The organism is Ruegeria sp. AH7 (assembly GCF_056541325.1).
Window position 1 is genome coordinate 409544 of record NZ_JBQFYF010000002.1, and the last position, 19913, is coordinate 429456.

Sequence of the window (19913 nt, forward strand, 5' to 3'; positions counted from 1 at the left end):
GCCGTTCCGATGCGATCTTTGTTTCATGGGGACCTTAGCGCTGCGGCACGCGCCTTGTTGGCGGTGCCGCAGTCTCAGCGAAAGAGCCTGTGTTTGAAGATGATCGCCGAAGCGGAACTGGCCGACGCGCATGTCAGAGCCTCCGGTCGCTTGCATCCGCTGTATGGCAATGGCTCGCTGATTGCGGCCGCGCGGAACCGAAAGCTGGTGGACGAGCCCGGCTTTGACGACGTGAGCTATTGCCAGTGTTTTGAATTGGTTCTGCGTCAACTGGTCCGCTTTCACCTTAGCCAGAGGCGCAGCTGACGCATTTGCTGGCCGCCAGGTCCAGTTTTAGACGGCCATCCGGAATTCGGTCGCCGCAATCCTCGCAATACCCGTATTCACCGTCTTCTAAACGTTGCAACGCCGCTTTGAGACGGTGCGTTTCGATATTCCGGTTCGTTTGCTGCGCTTTGGCCATCGCCTGATTTTGCAAGGCATCCATGCGGCTGAGGCGTCCCACGGCCTGTTGATCTAATTCGACCACAGCCTGCGACTGCTCAGCGGAGGCAGATAGCGCCGTAAGCTCCTCTAAACGGGCGCGGATCAGGGTGTCGAAATCGCTTCGTTCTGTTTCATTCATTTTTGTTGATGACCCGATCACGGGTTTGCGTTTGGTGTTTTTGTCACTAAATGGCATTCTAGGCGCAGCAGAGGATCAAAAGCCATGTTTGAAAAGCGCAGCCATGTAACGCCGGTCGATCCGGTTTGGACCCGCATCACCTCAGAGGCGACCGAGGCCGTGGAAAAAGAGCCGCTGATGGGCGGGCTCGTCCATGCTTGTGTGTTGCATCACCGCAGTCTTGAGCGGGCTTTGTCCTATCGTATCTCGGCCAAACTGTGTTCGAACGAGATGTCGATGATGGTGCTGCGCGAGATCGTGGATGAGGCTTATGCCGATGATCCGTCTCTGCTTGAGGCCGCGCGGGCCGACCTGATGGCGGTTTATGAACGTGATCCGGCCTGCCACCGCTTGTTGCAGCCGATCTTGTATTTCAAAGGCTATCAGGCAATGCAGGCCTATCGCGTGGCGCATTGGCTGTGGCGGAAAGGGCGGCATGATCTGGCGTATTTCTTCCAGATGCGGTCATCCGAGATATTCGGGATCGATATTCATCCGGCCGCCAAAATCGGCAAAGGGATCATGATCGATCATGCCCATTCGATCGTCATTGGTGAGACTGCGATTGTTGGCGACAACGTCTCGATGCTGCATTCGGTGACGCTGGGCGGGACCGGCAAGGAAGAGGAGCAGCGCCATCCCAAGATTGGTGATGGCGTTCTGATCGGTGCCGGGGCCAAGGTTCTGGGTAATATCGAGGTCGGACATTGCAGCCGCATTGCTGCCGGGTCTGTGGTTCTGCAGCCTGTTCCATCCTGCAAAACCGTTGCTGGCATACCTGCCAAGATCGTAGGCGAGGCTGGTTGTGATCAACCTTCGATCTCGATGGATCACATGCTCGGCAAAGATCAGTAGTTGGATATAGATAAACGCAAAAGGCCGCCTCGGTTACAGAGGCGGCCTTTGTTTTTGTGGTTGGCTGTATTTAAGCCAGCATGACCATCGGATTTTCCAGATTGTCGACGATAGCTTGCAACAGCTCTGCCCCAAGCGCCCCATCGATGACCCGGTGATCGACAGACATGGTTACCGACATGACGGTGGCAACCGCTAGCTCTCCGTCCTCACCAACAACTGGTTTCTTGACGCCCGAACCGACGGCCAGAATACCAGCATGCGGCGGGTTCACGATGGCGTCGAAATTATCGATGCCGAACATGCCAAGATTAGAAACCGCGAAAGTTCCGCCCTGATATTCATGCGGTGCCAGCTTGCGTTCTCGAGCGCGACCGGCGAGGTCTTTCATCTCGGTCGACAGCGCTGACAGCGACTTGGTGTCGGCGTCCTGCAGGACGGGTGTGAACAGACCGCCTTCGATGGCAACCGCAACGGCCACATCCGAGGGTTTCAACTGCAGCACACGATCACCTGCCCAGACCGCATTACAAGCCGGAACCTGTTGCAGTGAGTTGGCGACGGCTTTGATGATGAAGTCATTGACGCTGAGCTTGACGCCTCGGCCTTCCAACTGCTTGTTCAACTGGCTGCGGAACTTGAGGAGTGCATCCAGTTTGATATCGCGGCGCAGGTAGAAATGCGGGATGGTCTGTTTGGCTTCGGACAGGCGCGCGGCGATGGTTTTGCGCATTCCGTCGAGGCTGATTTCTTCGTATTCGCGCCCTTCGTACATCCGCGCAACCATATCGGCGGATGGGCCGGTCGGAGCAGCAGTAGCTGGGGCTGCAGGGGCCGTAGGCGCAGGTGCAGCAGCCGGAGCCGTCGCGGTAGCACCTTCCACGTCCGCCTTGACGATGCGGCCATGCGGGCCCGAGCCAGCGATTTGCGCCAGATCCAGACCTTTTTGTGCAGCGATCCGACGGGCTAAGGGCGAAGCGAAGATACGACCGCCGTCGGCCTTCATCGGTGCTGCCGGGGCAGGGGCGGGCGCCTCGGATGCCGCTGGCGCGGCAGCCTCGTTGCCCGCGGCGGCTGGGGCCGCCTCAGGGGCCTTGGCAGGCGCAGCGGCGATATCATCCGCGCTTTCGCCATCTTCCAGCAGAACGGCGATGGCAGTGTTGACCTTGACCCCTTCGGAGCCTTCGGGGATCAGGATCTTGCCGATGGTGCCTTCGTCAACGGCTTCGAACTCCATCGTGGCTTTGTCGGTTTCGATCTCGGCCAGCAGATCGCCGGACGACACGGTGTCGCCTTCCTTGACCAGCCATTTGGCAAGGGTGCCTTCCTCCATGGTTGGCGAAAGGGCGGGCATCAGGATTTCGGTGGGCATGTCTTCATGTCCTCTTACTTCGAAAATGAGTAAATCAGCGTTGCGATATCGATCAGGAGGATGGCCGCGCAAAAGGTGACGAACACCCCCACGACCACAGAGCGCGCCTTTGAGACACGCGGATGGTTCTTTTCAAGCCACTCGGTGAACTGGCCCAGGGCAGCGGCATCGCTGTGTTCCACTGCGGCCAGATAATCCATACCCAATTGCAGGCGTTGCTGCTCGAGTACGATGTAAATGACCGAGGCGTATGAGACGATGCAGGCTACACACAGCATGGCTCGGATGGGCCAGGCACTTGTCAGGCTGCCTTCGACCGATAACAGATCGAACGAGATCTGGTCGAAGGCCTCCAGATTGAACGCGATGCTGACAAAGGAAACCACCAAGAACGCCGCACAGACATAAAGCAGGTTGCGGTTGTTATCCTTGCGCGCAGAGACCAAGCTTTCGAAAAGCCAGTCCACGCCCGCAGGATTATGTACGTTCCCGGGGGTCATTGCCTATCGGTAGGTCACTTGTTTGACCGCCGCGATCACCTCATCGGTGGTGATCAGGGCCAGCTTTTCAAGGTTCGCGGCATAGGGCATCGGAACATCCTTGCCTGTGCAGTTGATGACAGGGGCGTCGAGATAGTCGAACGCTTCTTGCATCACGACCGAGCTGATGTAGCTGCCGACTGACCCCTGTGGCCAGCCTTCTTCGACGGTCACGAGACGGTTGGTCTTCATCACCGAGTTGATGATCGCGCCTGTGTCCATCGGTCGGATGGTGCGTAGGTCGATGACCTCGGCGTTGATGCCCTCTTCCGCCAGTTTGTCGGCGGCTTCGAGTGCATATTGCATGCCGATGCCGAAGCTGACGATGGTCACATCCGAGCCTTCGCGCCAGATGCGGGCCTTGCCCAGTGGGATGGTCAGGTCATCCACCTGCGGCATGTCGAAGGACCGGCCGTAGAGGATTTCGTTTTCCAGGAAGATCACCGGGTTGGGGTCTCGGATTGCCGATTTCAGCAGGCCTTTGGCGTCGGTCGCCGAATAGGGCATGACGACCTTGAGGCCCGGTATCTGCATGTACCATGCCGCGTAGTCTTGCGAGTGCTGCGCGGCCACGCGGGCGGCGGCACCGTTGGGGCCACGGAACACGATTGGGCAGCCCATCTGACCGCCAGACATATAGAGCGTCTTGGCGGCGGAGTTGATGATCTGGTCAATCGCCTGCATGGCGAAGTTGAAGGTCATGAACTCGACGATGGGCTTCAGGCCGCCAAAGGCTGAACCAACCGCGATACCTGCAAAGCCATGTTCAGTGATTGGGGTGTCGATCACGCGTTTTGGGCCAAACTCATCCAGCAGCCCTTGGCTGATTTTATATGCGCCCTGATATTCGGCGACTTCTTCGCCCATAAGGTAAACGTCTGCGTCACCGCGCATTTCCTCGGCCATCGCATCGCGGAGGGCTTCGCGGACAGTCTCGGTTTTCATTTCCGCGTCGGCTGGCCAATCGGGCGACAGGTCCACAACCGGAGCGGCCGGGGCGGCAGCTGCGGGAACGGGGGCTTCAACCGCCGCAGGGGCGGCCTCTGCCACCGCTGCGGCTGCGGGCGCAGCCGCGGGCAGGGAGGAGGCGTCTTCGCCCTCTTCCACCAGCACCGCGATGGGGGTGTTGACCTTGACCCCCTCGGTGCCTTCCGCGATCAGGATTTTGCCAACGATACCTTCGTCAACGGCCTCAAACTCCATCGTCGCCTTATCGGTTTCGATCTCGGCCATAATGTCGCCCGAGGATACGGTATCGCCTTCTTTGACCAGCCACTTGGCCAGCGTGCCCTCTTCCATCGTGGGCGAAAGGGCGGGCATGAGAATTTCGGTTGCCATGTCTTATTCGTCCTCTCAGGCGTAAATGTCGGTCCAGAGCTCTTCGACGGAAGGCTCGGGGCTTTCTTTCGAGAATTCAGCGGCTTGGTTGACGACCTCTTTGATCTCTTTGTCGATCGCTTTCAGGTCATCCTCGGTCGCGTGTTTGCCGGTCAGCAGCAGCTCGCGCACATGTTCGATCGGGTCGCTTTGTTCGCGGACCTTCTGAACTTCTTCGCGGGTGCGGTACTTGGCCGGGTCAGACATTGAATGGCCGCGATAGCGGTAGGTTTTGACCTCGAGGATGTAAGGCCCCTTGCCAGCGCGGCAGTGGGCGACAGCCTTTTCGCCTGCCTCTTTAACTGCCAGCACATCCATACCGTTGACCATCTCACCGGGGATGCCAAAGGCCTGACCGCGGTGGTAGATATCCGCCGACGAGGTCGAGCGCGCCTGCGCGGTACCCATGGCGTATTGGTTGTTTTCGATCACGAATACGACAGGCAAGTCCCAAAGGGCCGCCATGTTGAAGGTTTCGTAAACCTGACCTTGGTTCGCGGCACCGTCTCCGAAATAGGTGAAGGTGACGCCGCCGTTTTCCTTGTACTTATCTGCGAAAGCTAGACCCGCACCCAGCGGCACCTGCGCGCCGACGATGCCGTGGCCGCCGTAGAAATGCTTCTCTTTCGAGAACATATGCATCGAGCCGCCTTTGCCCTTGGACAAGCCGCCCTCGCGCCCGGTCAGTTCGGCCATCACGCCGCCCGGTTCCATGCCACAGGCCAGCATGTGACCGTGATCGCGGTACGAGGTGATCCGCTTGTCACCTTCCTTGGCCGCTGCTTCCAGACCGACAACAACCGCTTCCTGTCCGATATAGAGGTGGCAGAACCCACCGATCAGACCCATTCCATAAAGCTGACCAGCCTTTTCTTCGAATCGGCGGATCAGAAGCATCTCGCGGTAGTAAGTCTTGAGTTCTTCCGCAGAAACATTTGGTTTCTTTGTGGTTTTTCGCGCAGCCATCTTGGCGACCTCTCCCTTTCGGACAGATAGTTTAGCGTTAAACTATCTCATAAAGCATTTCGGGCTTTCTGGCGAGGGGAAATCTGACGCAGCGTCGCACGGCGTAGCGACCGGCTAGGGCGTAACCGGTTTGTTTGCGGAGAAAGACAGGGAATTTGACGATAGCTTGGTCCGCCTTAGCGGATGACAATCTCATCTGCGCGGATCATGCCCAGGATTGACCGTGCCTGTTGATCCAGCAGATCAAGATCCAGATAGGTATCTGACAGGCGACGCGTCAGGTTTTCCATCTCGACGATCTCGGTTTCAAGCTTGGCCAGGTCGCGTGACAGAGCGTCCCGTTCCGCTGCAATCTCGACCCGTCGAAACAGGCCATAGTCGCCTTGCACGGCGGCAAAGGTGAAATAGACACCCAGCATAAAAGCCACCGAGAAGAAAGCAACTGAGCCCAAACCGGGGCGATTGGAACGGGACACTCTGTTTACCGCCGTATGAAAACTTGCCTCAATAAAGGGTCCTTTGCGAACCTCTGGCAGCACTATGTCACAGGTGATTCGGCTTGTGAATCCCCTGATTCGCAAAATCTTGCGGACGGGCTAGATTATTCGACTGCCGGCAAACCGCGTTATTGCTCCAGCGCGGCAACACCAGGCAGGGTTTTGCCTTCCATCCATTCCAGAAACGCGCCGCCTGCTGTCGAGATATACGAGAAATCTGCGGCAGCGCCCGAGGCGTTGAGCGCAGCGACCGTATCGCCCCCGCCTGCAACCGACACCAACTGCCCTGCGCGTGTTAGCGCGGCCGCTTTCAGTGCCGCTGCGTTTGTAGCCATATCAAACGGTTCAAGTTCAAACGCACCAAGGGGGCCGTTCCAGATTAAGGTTTGGCTTTTGGCGAAGATTTCGGAAATTGCCGCAACGCTTTCGGGACCCGCATCCAGGATCATGCCGTCTTCGGTGCATTGATCGGCGGGCAGCACCTGATGCGGCGCATGGGCGGCAAAATTCTCGGCAACGACGATATCGGTGGGCAGCACGATGGTGCAGCCCGAGGTTTCGGCCTTTGCCAATATCTCAGCCGCGGTGTCTTTCATATCGCGTTCGGCCAGCGATTTACCGACATTGACCCCTTGCGCGACGAGGAAGGTGTTGGCCATGCCGCCACCGATTACCAGATAATCGACCTTGTCAATCAGGTTGCCCAGCAGTTCCAACTTGGTCGACACTTTCGCGCCACCGACAACTGCCGTCACAGGGCGTTTTGGGGCACCCAACGCACCTTCCAGTGCTTGCAGTTCAGCTTGCATCAAGCGGCCTGCGCAGGCGGGCAGAAGGCGGGCCAGCGCTTCGGTCGAGCTATGGGCGCGGTGTGCGGCCGAGAACGCGTCGTTGCAATAGATGTCGCCCAGCTTGGCCATACCCGCGGCCAGATTGGCGTCATTCTTTGTCTCTGCTGCGTGAAAGCGAGTGTTTTCCAACAAAAGAACCTGACCCGGTTGCAGGGCCTCTGCGGCCAGTTCGGCCTCGGTGCCGACGCAATCAGCGGCAAACAGAACCGATGTCCCAAAGGCGCTTTCCAGTGTTGGCACCAGTTGTTTCAGCGACAGGTTCTCGCGCCGCTCGCCGCCCGGACGCCCGAAATGCGCCAGCAGGATCGGCTTGCCACCCGCAGCCAGAATATCGCGCACGGTTGGCACGATCCGCTCAATGCGGGTGGCGTCCGTCACGACACCGTCCACGACGGGCACGTTGATGTCCACGCGCACCAGAACGCGTTTGCCGTTCAGGTCCATATCGTCCAGCGTTTTCCAGCCCATCGTGTATTCCTTCATGCGTTTGTTACCGATTTAGGCGGTTCTTTCCTTCATTTTGCCCTCAGGTCAATGCGTCACTTGGCTTTCACGCGCCCTGCGCATAGGTATTTGCGCAAGACAAAACGACAGGAGGGCCAGATGGCCGAAATCAAGGATCCCGAAAACACCATCATCATCGAGCTGAAAGACGGCGACGTCGTCATCGAATTGCTGCCCGACGTCGCCCCGCAACACAGTGCACGGATGAAGGAACTGGCCCGTGGTGGTGAGTATGACAACGTGGCCTTCCACCGCGTGATCGACGGCTTCATGGCACAAACCGGCGATGTGCAGCATGGTGATATGGAGGACGGGTTCAACTTGCGTATGGCGGGCACCGGCGGTTCGTCGCTGCCGAACGTTCCGGCAGAGTTTTCGAAGCTGCCGCATGACCGGGGTACTCTGGGTGCGGCGCGGTCGCAGAACCCGGACTCGGCCAACTCACAGTTCTTCATCAACTTCAAGGACAACCACTTCCTGAACGGCCAGTACACTGTTTATGGCCGTGTCATCGAAGGTATGGAGCATGTGGACGCCATCGTGCGGGGTGAGCCGCCGATGCAGCCCGATCGCATGATCAGCGTGAAAGTGGCCGCAGATGCGTAAGCTGGCAGTCGCTCTCACTTTGCTGGCCAGCCCGGCCTTGGCAACAGGCCTGCAGATCGAGGTCGAAGGGGAAGGGGCCAACGGCACCATTCTTGTCGACCTGTTCGAAGACGTCGCACCGCAACATGTTGAACAGATCACCGCTCTGGCCAGCGAAGGCCAATATGACGGTGTGGTGTTTCACCGCGTGATCGATGGATTCATGGCCCAAACCGGCGATGTGCAATATGGCGATCAAAGCGATGAGGCGTTTGACATGCGCTATGCGGGCCGTGGCGGGTCGGATCGCCCGGACGTACCGGCAGAGTTCTCGGATGTCAGCTTTGATCGTGGTGTCGTCGGCATGGCACGGTCGCAGGACCCCAACAGCGCAAACTCGCAATTCTTCATCATGTTCGAACCGGGGCCGTTTCTAAATGGCCAGTACACGGTTGTCGGTCAGGTCACCGAAGGCATGGATGTGGTTGATGCGATCAAGCGTGGTCATCCTGAATCGGGTGCTGTTTCCGGCCAACCGGATGTGATGAAAACCGTCACTGTAACCGAATAAACGTTTCGCCCGGCGCGCCAAAGCGCCGGGTCTATCCTAGTTCAGCTTTTCTGACGCCCGCTGCGCTGTTGGGAACATCGCGCGCCTGATCCGGGCCAGCAACCCATTTTCCCTGATATGCTGTTGATAGGCCCTGTAGGATGGCGACTGCGACAGGCACCGTTCTTCATGCCAGGCGCGCATGAAATAGATGAAGTTCACCCCCAGCAGGGCCATGCAATTGGCCACACCGGTCCAGAAATCCACCGCGATGAACGGGATCGAGACAAGCCACCAGCTGATGTTCTTGCTGATGTACGAGGGGTGTTTGCTTAGATTATAGGGGAAATCACAGGCCAACCCGCGATAGGTGAGGTTCGAAAACCTTAACCCCATACGGGCGGCTGTTAGGCAGTATATCCCAAGGAAAAACAGGATCGTGCAGCCCCAGATCGTGTAGAGAACCGGATAATCCCACAGCCAGGCGCCCCAGGCGAAGCCCTCTTGGGTGTAGTTGAAGTAGTCCCGCGACAGCACCTGCCAGAACGGCGCGTAACAGGCCAGGCAGACCAGCCAGCCGCTGACGGTGGTTTCTGTCCAACGGATATGGGACATCAGCAGCCGGGTGGCCGTTGCGTAGCCGATGACAACAACCGTCAGATCAAGGAAGAAGGAGAAGCGGAACAGGTATTCATAGACCTGCGGGAAGCTTGTCATCTCCCACAAAGATCGCGACTGAAAGAACGTCCAGTCATAGACCAGATAGCAAAACATCAGGGGCAGAAAGTAGCCTTTGACCAGCAGACCCAGCAGATAGACTTTTAGGCCGCGCGCGCGGGTGGAGTGCTGCCCAAGCGTCAGAACCACGCGCCCCAGATGCCACATCCCATCCCGCGGATGCCGCATCATGAAATGCACCGAAGTGACAACCGCCAGAACGACGGCCAGTATCAGCCACCAGTAGTCGGCGAGCAGCGAAAAGAAGGGTGAATACCAATCCCCGCGATAGAGGTCTGCCGACCAGTAGAACAGCGCAAGTAGACCTGCACTTGCGACCAACCCAACCAGCTTGACCTGAAAATCTTGAATATAGGAGGCATCACGAAAGTTCTGCGCCTTGAAAACCAGCCCGCTGCCGGGCATGCGGTGCAGCTTGGCAAAGGCGAATTCTGACGCGACCATCAAACCAAATACGGTCAGGGCGAACAGCACGGTTTGATCGCGGTCTGAAACGCCGGGCATCGCGGGCCACAGGTAGTGCAGGATCGGGATGCTGAAGATCGCGACCAGCCCGGTTGAGGCCGGGATGGCCGATGCGGGGCGCTTAAAGCCGGTTCGCGAGGTCATGAACAAAATCTCTTACACATGCGCAGCGATATTCGCGGCTTTCGGGCGGAATTCAACCTGGCAGTTATCAGGGCGGGAATTCCGACGGAATGTGTGTCTTGTATCGGATCAAGCGGCGCAACCCTTTGGCTGCGCCGTATTGTTCAGGTTAATCGTCGGGCGACATCACTTTCCAGATCAGTGCACCAATTGCAGCACCGATAAGAGGCGCCACCCAAAACAGCCACAATTGAGCAAGAGCCGGGCCATCGGCAAACAGCGCAACACCGGTCGACCGTGCCGGATTCACCGATGTGTTAGTCACCGGGATCGAGATCAGGTGGATCAGCGTCAGGCACAGACCGATCGCAATCGGGGCAAACCCGGCCGGGGCGCCGCTTGAGGTCGCACCCAGGATGACCAGCAGGAAGAACGCGGTCAGCACGATTTCGATCACCAAAGCGGACATCAGCGAGTATCCCTCAGGTGAGGCGTCGCCATATCCGTTTGAGGCAAATCCACCGACGCCCTCAAAGCCGGGCGCTCCGCTGACGATCAGATAAAGGACCACGGCTGCCGCGATGGCGCCGATGACCTGAGCGACCCAATAGGGCAACAGGTCTTTGGCTGGAAACCGCCCGCCGATCATCAGCCCCAGGCTGACCGCCGGGTTGAAATGCCCGCCCGAGATATGGCCAACCGTATAAGCCATGGTCAGGACAGTCAGGCCAAAGGCGAAGGATACACCCAGCCATCCGATGCCCACATCTGCCACACCAGCGGCCAGAACCGCACTGCCGCATCCGCCCAGAACCAGCCAGAATGTGCCGAAAAACTCGGCCATAAGTTTTGATGACATGAAAACTCCTCCGATAAACCAATGGGTTTGAGTTTAGTTCAGAAGATGCCTTTTGTTAAATTTGCAGGCACGGGGAGTTTTTCGTGGGACGTGTCACAGACAACGCGTAATGCGCTAAGCCCAGCTGACCGGGTCCAGTTGAAACAGCAGTGAGAGCTGTTCATAAACTTCGGGCACACTGTCTTTAAGCGCGTTTGGGCGTTCAAAGAACACCTCGACCGAGACCGCGAAAAACTCTTCATGTCCTTCGGCGCCGTAGGGATCGATGACAGTGGGTCTACCAGTTTCAACTGCGTGGACATGGGCATCGTAAGCGGCGATAAAAACGCGCTCCCAATCAGCATAGCTCTGCCCTCGGCTTAGGACGGGTACGCCATCCGTGCCGCCAGACAGATCATCGATCTGATGCGCAAACTCATGAAAGACAACATTGTGCCCGTCATGGTCGTTCAGGGCCCCTTGCCGACTATGCGCCCAGGATAGGATCACCGGGCCTCGGTTCCAGCTTTCTCCGGTGCGGATGATTTCTTTCTCCGTAACGACGTAGCCGCTGCGCCTTTGTTGGCGGGATTTGAACGCATTTGGGTAGATCAGAATGGTCGTCAGATTGTCGAACCACATGTCGGTGTTCACAACCAGAAGGCAGGCCTGAGCCGAGATCGAAAGGCGCATCTCTTCTGTGACCTCAAGCCCATCACAGCCAAAGAAGCGGACCTGATCCTGAAACAGGGTCATCTTACCGTCCAACTTGCTGCGCAAATCGGGTGGCAACCGCCGAACGATCGGCACCATAGTCTCGACCAGCTGTCGTTCCGAAGCTGTTAGCGTGGTGGCCAGCAACCGAGCGCGGGCCCGACGGCGCGACCACAGGTAGTAGGCGATGGCACAGGCGATCGGGGCGACAAGGCTGAGGAATATCAACATGATCCGACCCTATGCCAGTTCCTGCCTGGCGGGAAACGCAAATCGAGTGTCGAAAGAAAAACGCCGCAGGATTGCCCTGCGGCGTTTCAGAAATCTGCTTCGCGTTTGGCTTACTGCTTGACGTCCGCCGCAGGGTTGCCGCCGGATTTACCGCTGCGACCTGGGTTCAGCGGATCGTCCTGACGTTGGACCGAGCCTTCGAAATGGGCACCGCTTTCGATGGCGATTGTCTTGTGAATGATGTCGCCTTCGACACGTGCGGTCGAGGTCAGGCGCACCTTCAGGCCACGCACACGACCCACGATGCGGCCATTGACCACAACGTCATCGGCGGTGACTTCGCCCTTGATCGTCGCGGTTTCGCCGATGGTCAGCAAATGCGCGCGGATGTCGCCTTCGACAGTGCCTTCAACCTGAATATCGCCAGTGGTCTTGATATTGCCGGTGATGTGCAAGTCCGAAGACAGAACCGATGCGGGCGGCTTTGGCTTGGGCGCGGTGCTGGCCTTGGTCTCGGATGGGGCAGGGGCCGCCGGGGTCGCCGGAGCAGCAGGTTTCGCCGCTTCAGTTTCCTTGGATCCGGGCTCGTTCATTTTGCTCTTAGAAAACATTTCTCGCAGCCTTGATGTAAGTCATTGGGTTTACAGGTTTCCCGTTCACGCGTACCTCATAGTGCAAATGCGTGCCGGTGGACCGTCCGGTGCTACCCATATCAGCAATATGATCCCCGCGCGAGACCCTTTGGCCGACCTTTACGTTGATCTTGGTGTTATGAGCATAAAGTGTCTCAATCCCGAATGCATGTTTGATCTTCACAAGGCGACCAAAGCCGGATTGCCACCCGGCATGGCTGACCACACCATCGGCAGTTGCAAAGATATCGGTGCCTTGCGGACCCGCAAAATCGACGCCGTTATGCATCCGGCGGCCGCCGGTTTTTGGGTCGCGACGCGAGCCGAAGCCGCTGGTAAAACGCACGGCGGAATGCACAGGATTGGCAAAGGGTGCTTTTTCGGCAGCCAGACGGTACAGGTTCAACTGATCCATCTGTTGCAGCAGATTGTTGGCCCTGATTTCGTCAGCCGTCAGCTCTTCATCGCCGCGGCTGCTGAAGGATAAAGGGGTCAGCGGACCGCCCATACCGCTATATCCGCGCCGGACCTCTTCGATGATACGATCTGTTGGCATACCTGCCTGACGGAACATTTTGTCCAATGGCTCGACCGAGATAACCATCGCCTCTTCCAATTGGCGAAAGATCTCGTCGCTGCGTTCCTGCATCAGGCGGATTTCAAGCTCTAACTCGTCGCGCTGATCCAGCGCGGTCTGCGCATCGGCGGCGATCTGGTCGCGTTCTTCGGCGGTGCGCGCCAATGCGCCGGTCATGAACTCCATCTGCGCCGTGTCGCCGACCGACGCCAGATACATCCCTGATCCGTCGCTGTCCTGCTTCAGTTCGGTCAGTTCGGTGCGGACCTCTTCGCGCTGTTTCATGGTTGTGCGCAAGGTCGTCTGAATCACCTCGATCCCGGTTTCCAACTCGCGGCGGCGGTTTTCCGAGGCCAGCAGTTCCGACTGCATTGCCGAAATCTGCGCAAGGGCTGCATTGAACCGATCCTGTGCGGCCAGCGCTTCCTGCGCGCGGGCGTCCCGTTCAGCGGACAATATGTTCAGCCGTTCCTGATAGGTCGCCTGATCGCGTTTCGCCTGTTCCCGGAAGTTGCCTGACCCAATGCTGTCCATCAGCAGGATCGCGGTCGAAAGCGCGGTCCAGCCGACAATCACCGCGACACCGGCAACAGCGACCACTTGCGTCTCGGAGCTGAGCCGGATGAACCGGGTGTCCTGATCTGATTTAAGAAAAACCCGGCGTTCCGGGAAACGGCGTTCAAGCCATGAGTGAAACTTTATTGCCAGACGTGTTCTCACGCGTCTTACCTCTCATCCCCAAGATCGGGACCGGTCGTGGTGCAATCTCCGTCCCTTGGGGGGATTTCATAAAGCGGACCGGGACATCGGGCAAGTTTGCTGACCAATTTGACGCGAAGCTTGCGAAATTACCCTGTGTCATCGGCAGGAATTCGCCTAAATTAACCTATTTGGATCAATCTGAGACGGTGCCGGGCTGTGGTAGGTCTTCGGTGAGGGGCCAGTAGAAATCTGGCGGCAATCCGGCCTCGGCGCGTTTCTCTTCGTTAAAGGGCGGTTTCAGGACGCCATGGAAATAGCGCCGCACCAAGTCGTGGAATACATCCTTGGGATCGGCATTCTCGCGTCCGCACAGGAAATGGAACCATTTGGACCCGTAGGCCACGTGCCCGACCTCTTCTGCGTAGATGACTTCCAGCGCCGCAATGGCCTGATCGGCCTTGGCCTTCCGAAAAATGTTGATCATGCCGGGTGTGACGTCCAACCCGCGGGCTTCCAGTACCATGGGCACGACGGCCAGACGCCCCATCAAGTCCTCTGCCGTGTCTTCGGCCGCACGCCACATACCTGCGTGGGCGGGCAGGGCACCGTAAGAGCTGCCCATCTGTTCCAGGCAGTCGCAGACCATCTCAAAATGGCGCGACTCTTCCTCGGCGCATTTCACCCAGTCGTCATAGAATCCGATGGGCATGGGGACATGCCCAAACCGGGCTATGATGTCCCAATGCAGGTCGACCGCATTAAGCTCGATATGGGCAACGGCGTGCAGCAGAGCGATCCGCCCGGCCTCGGTTCCCGGTTTGCGCTTGGGCACTTCGCGCGGCGACAGCAGCTCGGGTTTGTCCGGGCGCGCGGGTTGCAAGGGGGGCGTCGCGGTGCCGATCTCGATCGTCTCGGCCTCACCTTTGCGGGCGGCAAACCATGCGGCGGCGTGCCGTTTCGAAAGGGCGGTTTTTTCCCGCCCATCCGCTGTTGTCAGAACCTCGGTGGCCATCTGGGTCAGTGTTTTGGGCACAGATACGCTCCGCCGGTTGAATGCAATGCTGCGGCATAAACCGGATGGCCGCCGGGGTCGAGAGGCTTACATTGCCTTCACTGCATCCAATACCGCATCAACATGGCCTGGCACCTTGACCTTGCGCCAAAGCTGCGCGATGCGGCCTTCGCCGTCGATGATGAAAGTGGACCGTTCGATTCCCATCGACTTGCGGCCATACATGTTCTTTTCGACCCAGACACCGTAGTCTTCGCACACGGTCGAGTTTTCGTCGGACAAAAGTGGCGTGGTCAGCCCGTGCTTGGCGACAAACTTGTCATGTTTGGCAACGCTGTCGCGCGAGATGCCGAAAACTTGAGCGCCCGCATCGGCAAAGGCCTGAAGTTGTTCCGAGAAACCGATGGATTCCTTGGTACAGCCCGGCGTATCATCGCGGGGATAGAAAAACAAAACGACGGTTGTGCCACGCAGGTCCGATAGGGTGACTTCGCCACCTCCGTCACGAGGCAGGGTGAAATCGGGGGCCATGTCTGAAATGTCGGGCATTGGATACTCCGCAATAGGGTTTTAAGGGCTGCCCGACATCATAGGGCGATATCAGCGGGTTAAAAGGCGTGGACAGCAAATTGGCGCAGCAGGAACAGCAAGGGGGCGATCCGCCGGAACCTGCCCCGCGTCGCCGCTCGCGCCGCCGGGTTGCAGGGCTCTGGGCCATGCGCGGGGCCGTGTTGCTGGTAGTGCTGGCGCTGATTGCGGGTTTCATGCTGATCGGCCAGCGCATGCATGCCCCGGCCTGGGTGCGGGATCGGGTCGAGGCGCGGCTGGAACAGAGCCTTGGCGGGCTACAGGTTCGGTTTGGCGATGTCAGTTTTATCATCAATGAAGGCTGGCGCCCACGCTTGCGTTTGACAGATGTCAGCATCGCGGATGCTGCGGGCCAGCAAATCGCGCAGGTGTCGGACATGCGAGCGAGCCTTGCGATGCGCCCCTTGCTGCGCGGCAATGTACGACCCAAGCGTATCCTGCTTAGCGGTGCCCAGATTTCGTTGACCCGAGGCCTGGATGGAGCGCTGACCCTCACAGTCGGCACCGACAGTTCGCCGGTTCAACAGGCCCCCAACCTGGCGCAGCTGATCGAAACCTCGGATGATATCTTTTTGTCTCCGATGCTCTCGGCGCTGACATCCGTCCGGCTGGACGCGATCACGCTGGACTACCGCGATCTGCGACTGGGTCGGTCATGGATCATGGATGGCGGGCATATCCAGATCACACGCAACGACAACGAAATGCGACTGGCAACCGGCTTCTCGGTCCTCTCGGGGCGCGATTTTGTCAGCGGGATCGAGGCCAATTACACCAGCGTTCTGGGCACGCCCGAGGCGCGGTTCGGGGTCACGATCACGGATTTACCTGCCGAGGATGTCTACGGCCAAAGCCCTGCGTTGGCATGGCTGCAAGTTCTGCGTACGCCAATCTCTGGCGCGTTGCGGAGCAGCATCGATGGCGAAGGCGCGGTCGGTCCGCTGTTTGCAACGCTCAATCTGGGGGCCGGTGTGGTGCAGCCGACGCCCGAGACGCGCCCGGTGCCGTTTGATTCGGCTCGGACCTATTTCACCTATGAGCCCACACGTCAGGAGATCGATTTTAACGAAGTATCGGTTGTCTCGGCTTGGGGGTCAGTGCAGGCGTCAGGTAAAGCCTATTTGCAGGGCGTCGAAAATGGAACGCTGGACAGCCTTGATGCGCAGCTTCGACTCACCGGTATCGATGCCAATCCGGCGGGGTTGTTCCCCGAGGCTTTGAAGCTGCGGCAGGCGGATCTTGATTTCAAAATGACCTTTGCTCCGTTCAAGCTGCGCCTTGGGCAGATAACCGTCGAAGACGGCGAACATCGCGTACGCGCATCGGGTGAGTTGCTCGGGTTAGAAGACGGTTGGTCCGTCGATTTGGATGCCCATCTGGATCGCATGACCTCAGATCAGGTGCTTGGCTATTGGCCTGAACGTCTGGCCCCGAAGCCACGCGACTGGGTCACTAAGAACCTCTACCAAGGCAAGCTCTCGGATATGGATTTCGCATTGCGCCTGCGGCCCGGATCGAAACCCGATCTTTATCTGGATTTCGGGTTCGAAGATGCAACGATCCGGTTTGTCAAAACGCTGCCCCCGATTGAAAACGCGCAAGGTCAGGCCAGCCTGATCAACAACAGGTTCACGGCAACGGCGCAGAACGGGATTGTAGTTGCAGATGCTGGCGGTCCGGTGGACGCGTCGGGGACGTCCTTCATTATCCCGGATACGGATATCAAGAAATCCGCCCCCGCCATTGCCCGGATCAAGGCATCAGGCAGTGTGACAGCCGCGCTGTCGTTGCTGGATCGACCACCGCTATCCTTGCTCAGCAAAGCCAATCTGCCAGTTGATCTGGCTGATGGTACCGTTTCGCTAAGCGGTACGCTTTCTTTGCCGTTAAAGAAAAAGCTGAAGTTTCAGGAGACCCAGTTCCATTTCGATGGCGATCTAGACAACCTAAGCAGCGACAGGCTGGTTCCCGGATTTTCCGTTACCGCTGACACCCTGCGCTTGAGCGGCGATCAAACCGGCGTGCAGATCGCAGGGCGGGGCCTTTTCGGTGATGTGCCCATCGAGGCCAGTTGGCGGCAACCCATCGATGGCGAAACGGCGCAGCGCAGCGAGCTGACCGGTCAGATTGAACTATCCCCCAAGCTGATGGAAACGCTGAAGGCGGGTCTACCGCGCGGGATGCTGACGGGGAAAGGCACAGCCGATATCACACTTGGCATCGGAGCGGGGGAACCGCCGAAACTGTCAACCAGGTCTGATTTGCGGGGGGTTGCGCTGGCTATCCCGGAACTCAGCTGGCGCAAAGCTACGGGCAGCACCGGAACGCTGAGTGCCGAAGCCACATTGGGAGATCAGATCAGTGTCGATAGCTTGCAGTTGAACGCGGCGGGATTGCGGGCCAAAGGTGCGATTTCCTTCCGCGAAGACGGGGCGTTTGATCGCGTCAGCTTTAGCTCATTTGATCTGGGCGATTGGCTGGCCGTCCCGGCAGTATTGATTGGGCGCGAGTCGGGACCGCCCGATATTCGCGTGTTGGGGGGTGTTCTGAACCTGGGCCGCGCGCAATTTGGCGAGGGCGACGGGGGCGCAGGCGGCTCGGGCCAAGGATCGCAGGTGGACGTGACGCTGGATCGGTTGCAGGTCACCGAAACCGTGGCGTTAACGGGATTTCAGGGGGTTTTTCAAACCACGGGTGGGGTCAATGGAAGTTTTCGGGCGCGCGTGAATGGGGAGGCCGCGGTTCAGGGTCAGGTGACGCCGCGTGGCAATCGCAGCGCTGTGAGCCTGACCTCTGGCGACGCAGGGGCGGTTTTGCGCGCTGCCGGGGTGCTGACACAGGCAAAAGGGGGCGATCTGGATTTGCAACTTGAGCCAGTAACCGCGCCCGACAGCTATGACGTGATCCTCAAGATCATAAATACCCGCATTACCGACGCTCCGGCCATGGCGGCGTTGTTAAATGCCATCAGCCTTGTGGGTCTACTGGATGAGATGGCTGGGCAGGGGATCTTTTTCTCATCCATCGACAGCCGCATGAGGCTCACACCGACCGAAATCAAAGTGCTAAGCGGCAGCGCCGTTGGCCCTTCGATGGGTCTGTCTTTCGACGGCATTATTGATACGGTGAACGGCAGGCTGAATTTACGTGGTGCGATCTCGCCAATCTACCTGGTGAATGCCATCGGCAGCGTGCTGACCCGCAAGGGTGAGGGGATCATCGGCTTTAACTATTCTCTTACTGGCCCACTAAGCGCACCAAAAGTGTCGGTGAACCCTTTGTCCGGATTGGCCCCGTTGTTCCTGCGCAATCTGTTGCGCCCACCGGCACCCACCGTCTCGGACGGTCCGAATGCGCAGCGCCAGAAACCGGATGAGCCAAAGCGGACCTTTGGATCACCGCCTCGGGACAATTGAACCGGGATATGGCCGAATCTGTCTTGGCCTTGTAAGGCGCGGCCATGAAACTCAGCGATTTTGATTTCCATCTGCCCGAAGACTTGATTGCCACGCGGCCCGCCAATCCGCGATCCTCGGCGCGTTTACTGGTCGCGCACGGGGATCGGGTCACCGACAGCAACGTTTTCGATCTACCCGATTGGTTGCGACCCGGTGACCGCCTTGTGTTGAACGACACACGGGTGATCCCAGCACGGTTGAGCGGACGCAGACACCGTAACAGCGCGCAGGGCCCAGTCTCTGCCGCGATCGAAGCAACCTTGCTAGAGCCGCAGTCAGATGGCTGCTGGACCGCGTTGGTCAAACCTTTGAAAAAGGTGAAGCCAGGGGAGGATATTGTCTTCTCAGATGATCTGTCAGCAGTGTTGGATCGGGTCGAGGACGGTCAGGCTTTTCTGCGCTTCAACCTGACGGGTGATGATTTTGACGCGGCGCTGGAACAGGCGGGTGCTATGCCTTTGCCGCCCTACATCGCCGCCAAACGCCCGGCGGATGAGCGGGACAAGACCGACTACCAGACCATCTGGGCCCAAAACGCAGGTGCTGTGGCCGCACCAACGGCGTCGCTGCATTTTGACGACGCGCTGATGCAGGCCTTGGCCACACGGGGCATCACTTTCAGCCATGTGACATTACATGTGGGCGCAGGCACGTTTCTGCCGGTGAAGGTCGAGGATGTGACCACCCACAAGATGCATGCCGAATGGGGCCGGGTCAGCGCGGAAGCCGCTGCTGAGATCAGGGCGACCAAAGCCGCAGGCGGACGCGTCATCCCGGTTGGCACCACAGCACTGCGCCTGATCGAAAGCGCTGCGCACGCGGGGCAGATCGAGGCCTGGGAAGGTGAAACTGATATCTTCATCTACCCCGGCTTTCAGTTCCATGTAACCGATGCGCTGATGACCAATTTCCACCTGCCCAAATCCACCTTGTTGATGCTGGTGTCCGCCCTGATGGGGCAGGACCGGATGCGGCAGCTCTATGATCATGCAATCGCTCAAAAATATCGTTTCTTCTCATATGGAGATTCGTCGCTTTTGATCCCGTGAGGGCCGCGTTTCAGGCGGCGAACGAC

General features: G+C 58.5%; 20 protein-coding genes. 6 read left to right on the forward strand and 14 right to left on the reverse strand.

The features are described 5' to 3' along the window. Positions 1-9 precede the first annotated feature (9 nt). On the forward strand, positions 10-306 hold the full coding sequence (locus ACR0JX_RS06590; protein ID WP_480542460.1) for a DUF7742 family protein: 297 nt from the start codon (positions 10-12) through the stop codon (positions 304-306). Here the strand turns inward: ACR0JX_RS06590 and ACR0JX_RS06595 are convergent. Next, entirely contained in the window at positions 287-625 is a 339-nt protein-coding gene (locus tag ACR0JX_RS06595; protein WP_480542462.1) for a TraR/DksA family transcriptional regulator, read from the reverse strand. The genes ACR0JX_RS06590 and ACR0JX_RS06595 overlap by 20 nt on opposite strands. Before the next feature lie 84 nt (positions 626-709). Between ACR0JX_RS06595 and cysE the strand changes: the two genes are divergently transcribed. Next, positions 710-1519, forward strand: coding sequence for a serine O-acetyltransferase (gene cysE, locus ACR0JX_RS06600; RefSeq protein WP_480542464.1), 810 nt, complete (start codon positions 710-712; stop codon positions 1517-1519). Positions 1520-1589: 70 nt separating this feature from the next. Here cysE and ACR0JX_RS06605 read toward each other — a convergent pair whose 3' ends face one another. The 6 genes from ACR0JX_RS06605 to ACR0JX_RS06630 all read right to left on the reverse strand — a co-directional run bounded on the left by ACR0JX_RS06605 (position 1590) and on the right by ACR0JX_RS06630 (position 7589). After that, the gene (locus ACR0JX_RS06605) at positions 1590-2891 is read right to left on the reverse strand and encodes a pyruvate dehydrogenase complex dihydrolipoamide acetyltransferase (RefSeq protein ID WP_480542466.1); all 1302 of its coding nucleotides are present in this window, start codon (positions 2889-2891) and stop codon (positions 1590-1592) included. Between the two features lie 14 nt (positions 2892-2905). Beyond that, a complete protein-coding gene (locus ACR0JX_RS06610) occupies positions 2906-3391 on the reverse strand; it encodes a hypothetical protein (RefSeq protein ID WP_480542468.1) in 486 nt (161 codons plus the stop codon). A gap of 3 nt (positions 3392-3394) precedes the next feature. Further along, positions 3395-4768 (reverse strand): pyruvate dehydrogenase complex E1 component subunit beta, encoded by a 1374-nt coding sequence (locus tag ACR0JX_RS06615; protein ID WP_480542470.1) that lies wholly within the window; start codon positions 4766-4768, stop codon positions 3395-3397. Between the two features lie 15 nt (positions 4769-4783). Next, the gene (gene pdhA, locus ACR0JX_RS06620; RefSeq protein ID WP_480542472.1) at positions 4784-5773 is read right to left on the reverse strand and encodes a pyruvate dehydrogenase (acetyl-transferring) E1 component subunit alpha; all 990 of its coding nucleotides are present in this window, start codon (positions 5771-5773) and stop codon (positions 4784-4786) included. 176 nt (positions 5774-5949) lie between these two features. After that, a complete protein-coding gene (locus tag ACR0JX_RS06625) occupies positions 5950-6249 on the reverse strand; it encodes a septum formation initiator family protein (RefSeq protein WP_170530568.1) in 300 nt (99 codons plus the stop codon). A gap of 149 nt (positions 6250-6398) precedes the next feature. Then, positions 6399-7589 carry a phosphoglycerate kinase gene (locus ACR0JX_RS06630; protein ID WP_480542991.1) on the reverse strand — a complete coding sequence of 397 codons (1191 nt, stop codon included), beginning with the start codon at positions 7587-7589 and terminating at the stop codon, positions 6399-6401. A 135-nt stretch (positions 7590-7724) separates the two neighbouring features. Here ACR0JX_RS06630 and ACR0JX_RS06635 point away from each other — a divergent pair, with 135 nt between their 5' ends. Together ACR0JX_RS06635 and ACR0JX_RS06640 are read left to right on the forward strand one after the other, a co-directional pair. Next, on the forward strand, positions 7725-8231 hold the full coding sequence (locus tag ACR0JX_RS06635; RefSeq protein WP_480542474.1) for a peptidylprolyl isomerase: 507 nt from the start codon (positions 7725-7727) through the stop codon (positions 8229-8231). After that, the gene (locus tag ACR0JX_RS06640) at positions 8224-8781 is read left to right on the forward strand and encodes a peptidylprolyl isomerase (protein WP_480542476.1); all 558 of its coding nucleotides are present in this window, start codon (positions 8224-8226) and stop codon (positions 8779-8781) included. The genes ACR0JX_RS06635 and ACR0JX_RS06640 overlap by 8 nt, the downstream gene beginning before the upstream one ends. A 36-nt stretch (positions 8782-8817) precedes the next feature. Here the strand turns inward: ACR0JX_RS06640 and ACR0JX_RS06645 are convergent, their stop codons facing one another. The 7 genes from ACR0JX_RS06645 to ACR0JX_RS06675 form a co-directional block, all read right to left on the reverse strand. Continuing rightward, the gene (locus tag ACR0JX_RS06645; protein WP_480542478.1) at positions 8818-10107 is read right to left on the reverse strand and encodes a hypothetical protein; all 1290 of its coding nucleotides are present in this window, start codon (positions 10105-10107) and stop codon (positions 8818-8820) included. A 148-nt stretch (positions 10108-10255) separates the two neighbouring features. Next, positions 10256-10945, reverse strand: coding sequence for an aquaporin Z (aqpZ, locus tag ACR0JX_RS06650; RefSeq protein ID WP_170530563.1), 690 nt, complete (start codon positions 10943-10945; stop codon positions 10256-10258). Between the two features lie 114 nt (positions 10946-11059). After that, on the reverse strand, positions 11060-11869 hold the full coding sequence (locus ACR0JX_RS06655; protein WP_480542480.1) for a M90 family metallopeptidase: 810 nt from the start codon (positions 11867-11869) through the stop codon (positions 11060-11062). A gap of 110 nt (positions 11870-11979) precedes the next feature. Continuing rightward, a complete protein-coding gene (locus tag ACR0JX_RS06660) occupies positions 11980-12480 on the reverse strand; it encodes a bactofilin family protein (protein ID WP_170530561.1) in 501 nt (166 codons plus the stop codon). After that, the gene (locus ACR0JX_RS06665; protein ID WP_480542483.1) at positions 12470-13798 is read right to left on the reverse strand and encodes a DUF5930 domain-containing protein; all 1329 of its coding nucleotides are present in this window, start codon (positions 13796-13798) and stop codon (positions 12470-12472) included. Before ACR0JX_RS06665 ends, ACR0JX_RS06660 begins: the two co-directional genes overlap by 11 nt. 175 nt (positions 13799-13973) lie before the next feature. Beyond that, a complete protein-coding gene (locus tag ACR0JX_RS06670) occupies positions 13974-14792 on the reverse strand; it encodes a ferritin-like domain-containing protein (protein ID WP_480542993.1) in 819 nt (272 codons plus the stop codon). Positions 14793-14879: 87 nt separating this feature from the next. Next, a complete protein-coding gene (locus tag ACR0JX_RS06675) occupies positions 14880-15341 on the reverse strand; it encodes a peroxiredoxin (protein WP_353006573.1) in 462 nt (153 codons plus the stop codon). Between the two features lie 68 nt (positions 15342-15409). Here ACR0JX_RS06675 and ACR0JX_RS06680 point away from each other — a divergent pair, with 68 nt between their 5' ends. Together ACR0JX_RS06680 and queA are read left to right on the forward strand one after the other, a co-directional pair. Then, the gene (locus tag ACR0JX_RS06680) at positions 15410-18796 is read left to right on the forward strand and encodes a YhdP family protein (RefSeq protein WP_480542485.1); all 3387 of its coding nucleotides are present in this window, start codon (positions 15410-15412) and stop codon (positions 18794-18796) included. 44 nt (positions 18797-18840) lie between these two features. Continuing rightward, positions 18841-19887, forward strand: a complete 1047-nt coding sequence (gene queA, locus ACR0JX_RS06685) for a tRNA preQ1(34) S-adenosylmethionine ribosyltransferase-isomerase QueA (RefSeq protein WP_480542487.1) — start codon at positions 18841-18843, stop codon at positions 19885-19887. Positions 19888-19913: the final 26 nt, after the last annotated feature.

What these genes read in the sequence shown, in the direction of transcription:
- ACR0JX_RS06605 (WP_480542466.1), bottom strand. Translation starts at nt 2,891, where the DNA reads ATGCCCACCGAAATCCTGATGCCCGCCCTTTCGCCAACCATGGAGGAA.
- aqpZ (WP_170530563.1), bottom strand. Translation starts at nt 10,945, where the DNA reads ATGTCATCAAAACTTATGGCCGAGTTTTTCGGCACATTCTGGCTGGTT.
- cysE (WP_480542464.1), top strand. Translation starts at nt 710, where the DNA reads ATGTTTGAAAAGCGCAGCCATGTAACGCCGGTCGATCCGGTTTGGACC.
- ACR0JX_RS06635 (WP_480542474.1), top strand. Translation starts at nt 7,725, where the DNA reads ATGGCCGAAATCAAGGATCCCGAAAACACCATCATCATCGAGCTGAAA.
- ACR0JX_RS06670 (WP_480542993.1), bottom strand. Translation starts at nt 14,792, where the DNA reads ATGGCCACCGAGGTTCTGACAACAGCGGATGGGCGGGAAAAAACCGCC.
- ACR0JX_RS06655 (WP_480542480.1), bottom strand. Translation starts at nt 11,869, where the DNA reads ATGTTGATATTCCTCAGCCTTGTCGCCCCGATCGCCTGTGCCATCGCC.
- pdhA (WP_480542472.1), bottom strand. Translation starts at nt 5,773, where the DNA reads ATGGCTGCGCGAAAAACCACAAAGAAACCAAATGTTTCTGCGGAAGAA.
- ACR0JX_RS06675 (WP_353006573.1), bottom strand. Translation starts at nt 15,341, where the DNA reads ATGCCCGACATTTCAGACATGGCCCCCGATTTCACCCTGCCTCGTGAC.
- ACR0JX_RS06610 (WP_480542468.1), bottom strand. Translation starts at nt 3,391, where the DNA reads ATGACCCCCGGGAACGTACATAATCCTGCGGGCGTGGACTGGCTTTTC.
- ACR0JX_RS06595 (WP_480542462.1), bottom strand. Translation starts at nt 625, where the DNA reads ATGAATGAAACAGAACGAAGCGATTTCGACACCCTGATCCGCGCCCGT.
- ACR0JX_RS06640 (WP_480542476.1), top strand. Translation starts at nt 8,224, where the DNA reads ATGCGTAAGCTGGCAGTCGCTCTCACTTTGCTGGCCAGCCCGGCCTTG.
- ACR0JX_RS06660 (WP_170530561.1), bottom strand. Translation starts at nt 12,480, where the DNA reads ATGTTTTCTAAGAGCAAAATGAACGAGCCCGGATCCAAGGAAACTGAA.
- ACR0JX_RS06630 (WP_480542991.1), bottom strand. Translation starts at nt 7,589, where the DNA reads ATGGGCTGGAAAACGCTGGACGATATGGACCTGAACGGCAAACGCGTT.
- ACR0JX_RS06590 (WP_480542460.1), top strand. Translation starts at nt 10, where the DNA reads ATGCGATCTTTGTTTCATGGGGACCTTAGCGCTGCGGCACGCGCCTTG.
- ACR0JX_RS06645 (WP_480542478.1), bottom strand. Translation starts at nt 10,107, where the DNA reads ATGACCTCGCGAACCGGCTTTAAGCGCCCCGCATCGGCCATCCCGGCC.
- queA (WP_480542487.1), top strand. Translation starts at nt 18,841, where the DNA reads ATGAAACTCAGCGATTTTGATTTCCATCTGCCCGAAGACTTGATTGCC.
- ACR0JX_RS06615 (WP_480542470.1), bottom strand. Translation starts at nt 4,768, where the DNA reads ATGGCAACCGAAATTCTCATGCCCGCCCTTTCGCCCACGATGGAAGAG.